Below are 6,188 nucleotides of genomic sequence, written 5' to 3' on the forward strand. Positions count from 1 at the left end.
CGCCGCCGGCGACGCCGCGGTCGACATCGCCGTCGAGGATGCCGCCGCCGACGCCGCGGTCGACATCGCCGGCGAGGACGCGGCTGCCGATGACGCCGCGGTCGATGACGGTTCCGCGCCCGGTGCCGCGCCCACGGTCGACGGCGGTTCCGCGCCGGGCGTCCGGGGCGACGACCGCGCCGCGCCGGACGGTGGCGCGGCGCCCCCGCCGCGAGACCTCGAGCAGCCGACTCCGGTGGACCGTGCGGTCGACGAGGCGCGAACCGCCGATTGGGAGCGCCGCGCCGCGGAGCTGGCCGCCGAACTCGACGAGGCGCGCGGCGATCGCGTGCGCGAGGCGGCGCTCGCCTACGAACTCGGAGAGTTGTACGAGCGCCAGTTGGCCGACGAGGCGCGGGCGGTCCAGGCGTTCGGCCGCGCGCTGAAGGCCGACCCGTCGCTGCGGGCGAACCTGTGGGCGATCCGCCGCGTGTTCTATCGCCGGCAGCTTTGGCCCAACCTGCTCAAGTTGATCGACGCCGAGATCCAGTACGCGCACGACGATCGCGAACGCGCCGCGCTGGCGGTCGAGCGCGGCATTCTGCACGAAGACCGGCTCGGGCGGGGCGACGAGGCCGAGGCGGCCTTCCAGCAGGCGCTCGCGTACGACCCGAACTACGTACCGGCGCTGATGGCCCTCGAGCGGCGCGCGGTGGCCGGCGGCGACCGGGCGCGCTGTCTCGAGCTGTGGCGGGCGCTGGCCGATGCGTCGCACGCGCCGGAGCGCAAGCTCGTCTACCTGATGGACATCGTGCGCTTCCACCGCAGCGAGGGACCCGAGGGGGTCGACCGCGCGCGGGAGACCCTGTTCGAGGCGCTCGCTCTCGGGGTCGACACGGCGCGCCTGGCGCGCGAGCGCGCCCGGCTGGCCGAACTCGCCGACGACCCCGAGGACCTGCTCATGGCGCTCGAGGCGCAGATCAAGCCGCTGGTCGACGCGTTCGGCCCCGCCGGTCCCCCGGAGCCGCCGCAGACGCCGCAGCCCGAGGGCGAGCCGCCCGGCCGCGAGGCAGCGCTCCGCCTGGAGATCGCGGCGCTGCGCCGGCGCCAGGCGCGCATCGCGCGCGAGCGGCTCGGCGATCTCGACCGCGCCTGGCGCTACCTCGAACGCGCGATGGAGGTCGCGCCGGGCGAGCCGATCGTGGTCGGCGATCTGGCCGACCTGGCGGAAGAACTCGGCAAGTACGAGGCGCTCGCCGCGCTGTGCGTCCGCTTGCAGGCGCTCGACCCGTCGCCGGAGCGGCGGATGGCGCTCGAGCTGCGCCGGGCCGAGGCGCTGGCGCGGGCGGGCAAGCGCGACGACGCGCGGGCGCGGCTCGGCGAGCTGGCGGCCGAGCGGCCGGGGTTCTTGCCGGTCGTGGCGCTCGCGGAGCGCGATGCGCTGCAGTCCGGGGACTGGTCGGCCGTGGCGGCCGCCGCGGCGGCCGCCGCGGACGGCGCGCGACTCGGCCACACGTTCGGCGATGGCGTCGAGGACCGCGCAGGCGCCGCCCAGTGGTACACGGTCGCGGGCGACCTGCTCGCGCACTTCGTCGGCGACGAGGAGGCCGCTCGCCACCGCTACGCGCAGGCGCTCGAGGTCGTGCCCGGCTACCCGCCGGCGCTCGACGCGCTCGCGTCGCTGCACGAGGCGGCCGGCCGCCCGGACGAGGCGGCCGCGCTGCTCGAGCTGCACAGCGAGGCCGACGATCCGGCGCTGCGCCGCGAGGTGCTCGAGCGCGTCGCGCGCATCTACGACGAGGCGGGCCGGTTCGAGGACGCCCTCGGCGCGCTGGAGCGGATCGCGGCGATCGATCCGGACGACGACCGGATCCGCTGGCGCATGGAGGAGACCCTGGCCGCGCTGGGCCGGCCGGTGGAGCGCGCGGCGGTGCTGGCGGAGCTGGCCGCGCGCGCGGACGCTCCCGACCGGCGGGCCGCGATCTGGCTCGAGGCGGCCCGCGTGTACGACGAGGAGGTCGACGACGTCGACCGCGCGCTGGCGGCGTACCGCGAGGTGCTCGCCGTGTGGCCGGCGGACCCGTACGCGCGCGCGGCCGTCGCGGAGCTGCTGCGCCGCGCCGGCCGCCACGAGGAACTCGTCGCGGCGCTCCGCGACGAGGCGGACGCCCGACCCGCGGGCGCGGCCGCGGCGCGCGCGCTGCGCGAGGCCGCATCGTTGCTGCTACATCGTTTGGAGCGGCCCGCGGACGCCGCGGACGTGTTGCGCGACCTGTTGGACCGCGCGGGACCGGATCCGCACGTGCTGGCGGCGCTGCGCGAGGCGCTGGAGCGGGCGGGGGACACCGATGGCACCATCGAGGTGCTCGAGCGCGCCGCGGACGACGGCGGCGTCCCGGCCCTGCTGGCTCTGGCCGAGGCGCACGAGGCGTCCGGTCGGGTCGACGACGCGGCGGACGCCTACCGGCGCGCGGCGGACGCGGCGCCCGAGGACGCGGTTGCGTGGCTCGGTGTGTGGCAGCTCGCGGTGCGCCGCGGCGACGCCGCCGCTGAAGTCGACGCGCTCGAGCACCTCGCGGCCGCTCGCCCCGATCCGGCGGTCGCCGGCGAACTGCACGCCGAGGCGGGCTGGCTGGCGCTGGTCGCCCTCGGCGACCCCGATCGGGCGGCGGAGGCGTTCGCCCGGGCCGCCCGCGCGTGCCCCGAGCGGGCCGGCGCCCACCTCGGGTGTGCGGTCGCCGAGGCGCGCCGGGGGGACGCGGCGGCCGAGGCGGACGCGCTCGGGCGGCTCGCGGCGGCCGCTCCGGCGCCGGTGGCCGCCGCGGCGCACCTGCGCGCGGCGGCGGTCCACACCGCAGCCGGCGACGCGGCGGCGGCCGGCGACGCGATCGCCCGCGCGGCCGCGCTGGCGCCCGACGACGCCGCGCCGGTGGTCGCGGCCGCGGAGGGGGCAGCCGGCGCCGCGCCTGACGACGCCGATCGCGACGCGCTCCGGCGGCGAGCGGAGCGACTGCGGCGGCGCGCCGCCTGGTGCCAGGATCCGCAAAGCCGCGCCCACTGGAACCTCGAAGCGGCGCTGGCGCTCGAGCGCGCGGGCTTGTTGCACGACGCGGGGCAGGTCGTCGCCGAGGTGCTCGCCGCGGACCCGGGACACGTACGCGCGCTGCAGGCGCTGCGCCGGCTCGCGCGCCGCGCGGGCGCGCAGGCGACGCTGGCACGGGCGTCGCTCGCGCTGGCGCGCGCCGTGACCGATCCGGACACCCAGCTCGAGCTGTTGCGCGAGGCCGCCGAGTTGTTCGACATCGATCTGGACGACCCGCGCGCGGCAGTGCCGGTGTATCGCCGCATCCTCGCGCTCGATCCGCTGGCGCACGAGTTCGACCGGCTGCGCGACATCTACGAGGAGCACGGCGATGTCGGCGGCCTGTACGCGCTGCTCAACGACCGGCTCGACGCGCTCGACGCCGCAGAAGACAAGGTCGACCTGTGGATCGACCGCGCGCGCGTGCGGCGCAAACTCGGCGACGCGCGCGGCGCCGCGCGCGACCTCGACTCGGCCCTGGCGATCGACCCGGACCGCGCCGACGCGATCCGCGTGCGCGGCGAACTCGCGATCGAACTCGGCGACATCGACGGGGCGATCGCGCTGCTGCGCCGGTTCGTCGACATCGCGCCGGAGGGGCCGGAGCGCGAACAGGTGGATCTGCAACTGTCCCGGCTGCTCGCGGACAGCATGGACGACCCCGCGGCCGCCGCCGCCGAGTTGCGCCAGGTGGTCGCGCGGCAGCCGGACGACCTCGCGTTGCGGCGCAAGCTGGCCGATCTGCTGGTCAGGGCGGGTCAAATCGACGACGCCGTGGACGAGTGGGACGCGATCGCCAAGCGCGCGCCCGACGCGGCGGAGCGCGTGGCGGCGTCCCTGCGCGTCGCCGAACTGTGCCGCGGCGCCGGTCGCGCGGACCGGGCGCGCGCGGCGCTGGCGCGCGCCCGCGAACTCGACCCGCGCAACCTCGAGGTGATCAAGCGGCTGGCCGACCTCGCGCCGGACGCGGCCGCGCGCCGGCAGATCCTCGAGGCGGCCGCGGCGGACGCGCGCGCCGCCATTTCGGCCGCGCCCGGGTCGCCCGGCGGCTACCGGCGGCTCGCCGCGGTCGCCGAGTGGCTCGACGACGCCGACGCGCGGTGGTTCGCGGTCCAGGCGCTGGCGGCCCTCGGCGTCGTGCCGGAGGAGCACCGCGCGTTCGCCGCGCGCCACGCCGAAGCGGTGCGCGCGCGCTGGCCGTCCGGCCGGCCGGTGCCGGCGGACGTGTGGGACCGGGCGGTGCGCCACCCGGGCGCGGCGGGGCCGCTGGCTGCCGTGTGGGCGGCGATCGCCGACGGCGTCGCGCGTGTCGTCCCCCACGAGCCGGCGCAGCTCGGGTTTGCCCGCGGAGACAGGGTCGGCCGGCACGTCGACCGCGACTGGCCGCGGGTCGACGCGATCGCGCGCGCCTTCGGCGTCGGCGACTACGAGCTGTACGTGTCGGGCGAGCGCGAGCGGGTGGCGCGCGTCCTCGGCGCCGAGCGTCCGGCCGTGTTCCTCAGCGCCGACGTGGCGCGCGCCGACTCGCCGGTCGCCGCATTCCTGCTCGGCCGCGCGTTCGCGCTGGCGCGGGAGGGCACGGGCGCGCTCGCGGAGCTGCGCGCCGAGGAGCGAGTCGCGGTGTTCGCGGCGGCGCTGCGCCTGGGCGGCGGCGACGCCGACGCCGTCGCCCGACTCGCGCCCGACGACGACGGGCTGCGCGAGCGCGAACGCGCTCTGGCCAAGGGGCTCGGCCGCCGCCAGCGCCGCGCACTCGAGGCGGCGGTCGCGCAGGCCGACTCGTGGGGAGATCCCCAGGCGTGGGCGCGCGCGGCGGCGGCGACCGCGGCCCGCGCGGGTCTCGCCGTCGCGGGCGACGTCGCGGCGGCGCTCGACGTGGTCGACGTCGGGCGCGGCGGGCGGCTGCTGGCGGACGATCCATGGGCGCTCGACCTGGTGGCGTGGGCTGCGAGCGAGGAGCACCTCGCCGTGCGCCGCGCCCTCGAGGTGACGACGTGACCGCAGGCGATCCGAAGGATCCGCGCGACCCGTTCGCGGGGGCGGACACGCCGCCGGGCGGCGACGTTCCGCGGCTCGAGGCCGACGAGGCGGACATCGACGCCTGGGCCGACCTGTTCGACGCCCTGCACGAATCGGAGGCCGGCGCGGAGGACACCGCGACGGCGGGCGGAGGGCAAGGAGCCGCGGCCGCCGCCGGTGGCGACGCAGGCGACGACGACCTCGATTTCCTCGGCGACGCCCGCGCGCTGGGCGCCATGCTCGGGTCGCTCGAGCCGCCGCCGCTCGCCGCGCCCGACGGCAGCGACGGGGCGGCCGGAGCGGAGGCGCAGGCCGCGCCGCCCGCGCCGCCGCGGCGTCCGAGCCGCCCGTCGATCGAGTTCGGGCGCGCCCCGTCGCTCGCGGAGGGGCCGTCGGACGACGAGCTGTTCGGCGATCTTCCGGACGCGGTCCCCGTGAACGAGTTGTCCGCCGACCCGGCGCCGGTGGGGGCGCCGGGCGGCGAGGCGACGCGGGTCGCATCGCCGTTCGACCTTCCGCTGGCGGCGGCGCGCCCGGAGGCGCCGCAACCCGGTGCGCCGCGACCGGACCGGCGCGGCGCCGCGATCGTGCGGCGCGAGGACCTCGAGCGGCGCCGCGACGCAGCGGATGGCGATCTCTCGGGGGAGGGCGACTTCGATGGCGGTGAGGTGACGCGGATCGCGTCGGCAGAGCTGCTCGAGAGCATGGCGGGCGCGGCGCGGGAATTCGACGACGGGCCGCCGACGGCCGAGCGCGAAGTCGCCGTCGTCGTCGACGACGATTTCTACGACGACATCGAGATCGAGGCTCCGCCGGCGGGTGGCGAGCCTGCGGGCGCCGCGCCCGTCGAGTCGCCTGCTGCCGTGCGGCCGAGCGTGCGGCGACTCAACGCTCACATCGCGCGCCGGCGCGCCGGCGAACTCAGCCGAGAGGCGGCAGGCGAGGAAGCGGCGGGCACGCGGGAGGCGGGCGAGGGGCCGGTGATCGAGATCGAAGCCGAGCCGAGCGACCGGCTCGAGGCGCGGCCCGCACCGCAGGTGGTCGAGGGCACGACGAGCGGTGACGGCGACGACGTGTTCGCGTCGTTCGAACTCGGTGCGCCGGGCGC

General features: G+C 78.2%; 2 protein-coding genes. Both read left to right on the top strand.

The genetic code is table 11. From position 1 onward, the window contains the following. A partial coding sequence (locus tag D6689_17305) for a tetratricopeptide repeat protein (GenBank protein ID RMH39208.1) occupies positions 1–5,059 on the top strand: 5,059 nt, incomplete at its 5' end. Continuing rightward, positions 5,056–6,188: hypothetical protein (locus D6689_17310; protein ID RMH39209.1), on the top strand; the 1,133-nt coding region annotated here is incomplete at its 3' end. The genes D6689_17305 and D6689_17310, both read left to right, overlap by 4 nt.

Source organism: Deltaproteobacteria bacterium, assembly GCA_003696105.1.
Taxonomy (GTDB): Bacteria; Myxococcota_A; Polyangia; order Haliangiales; family J016; genus J016.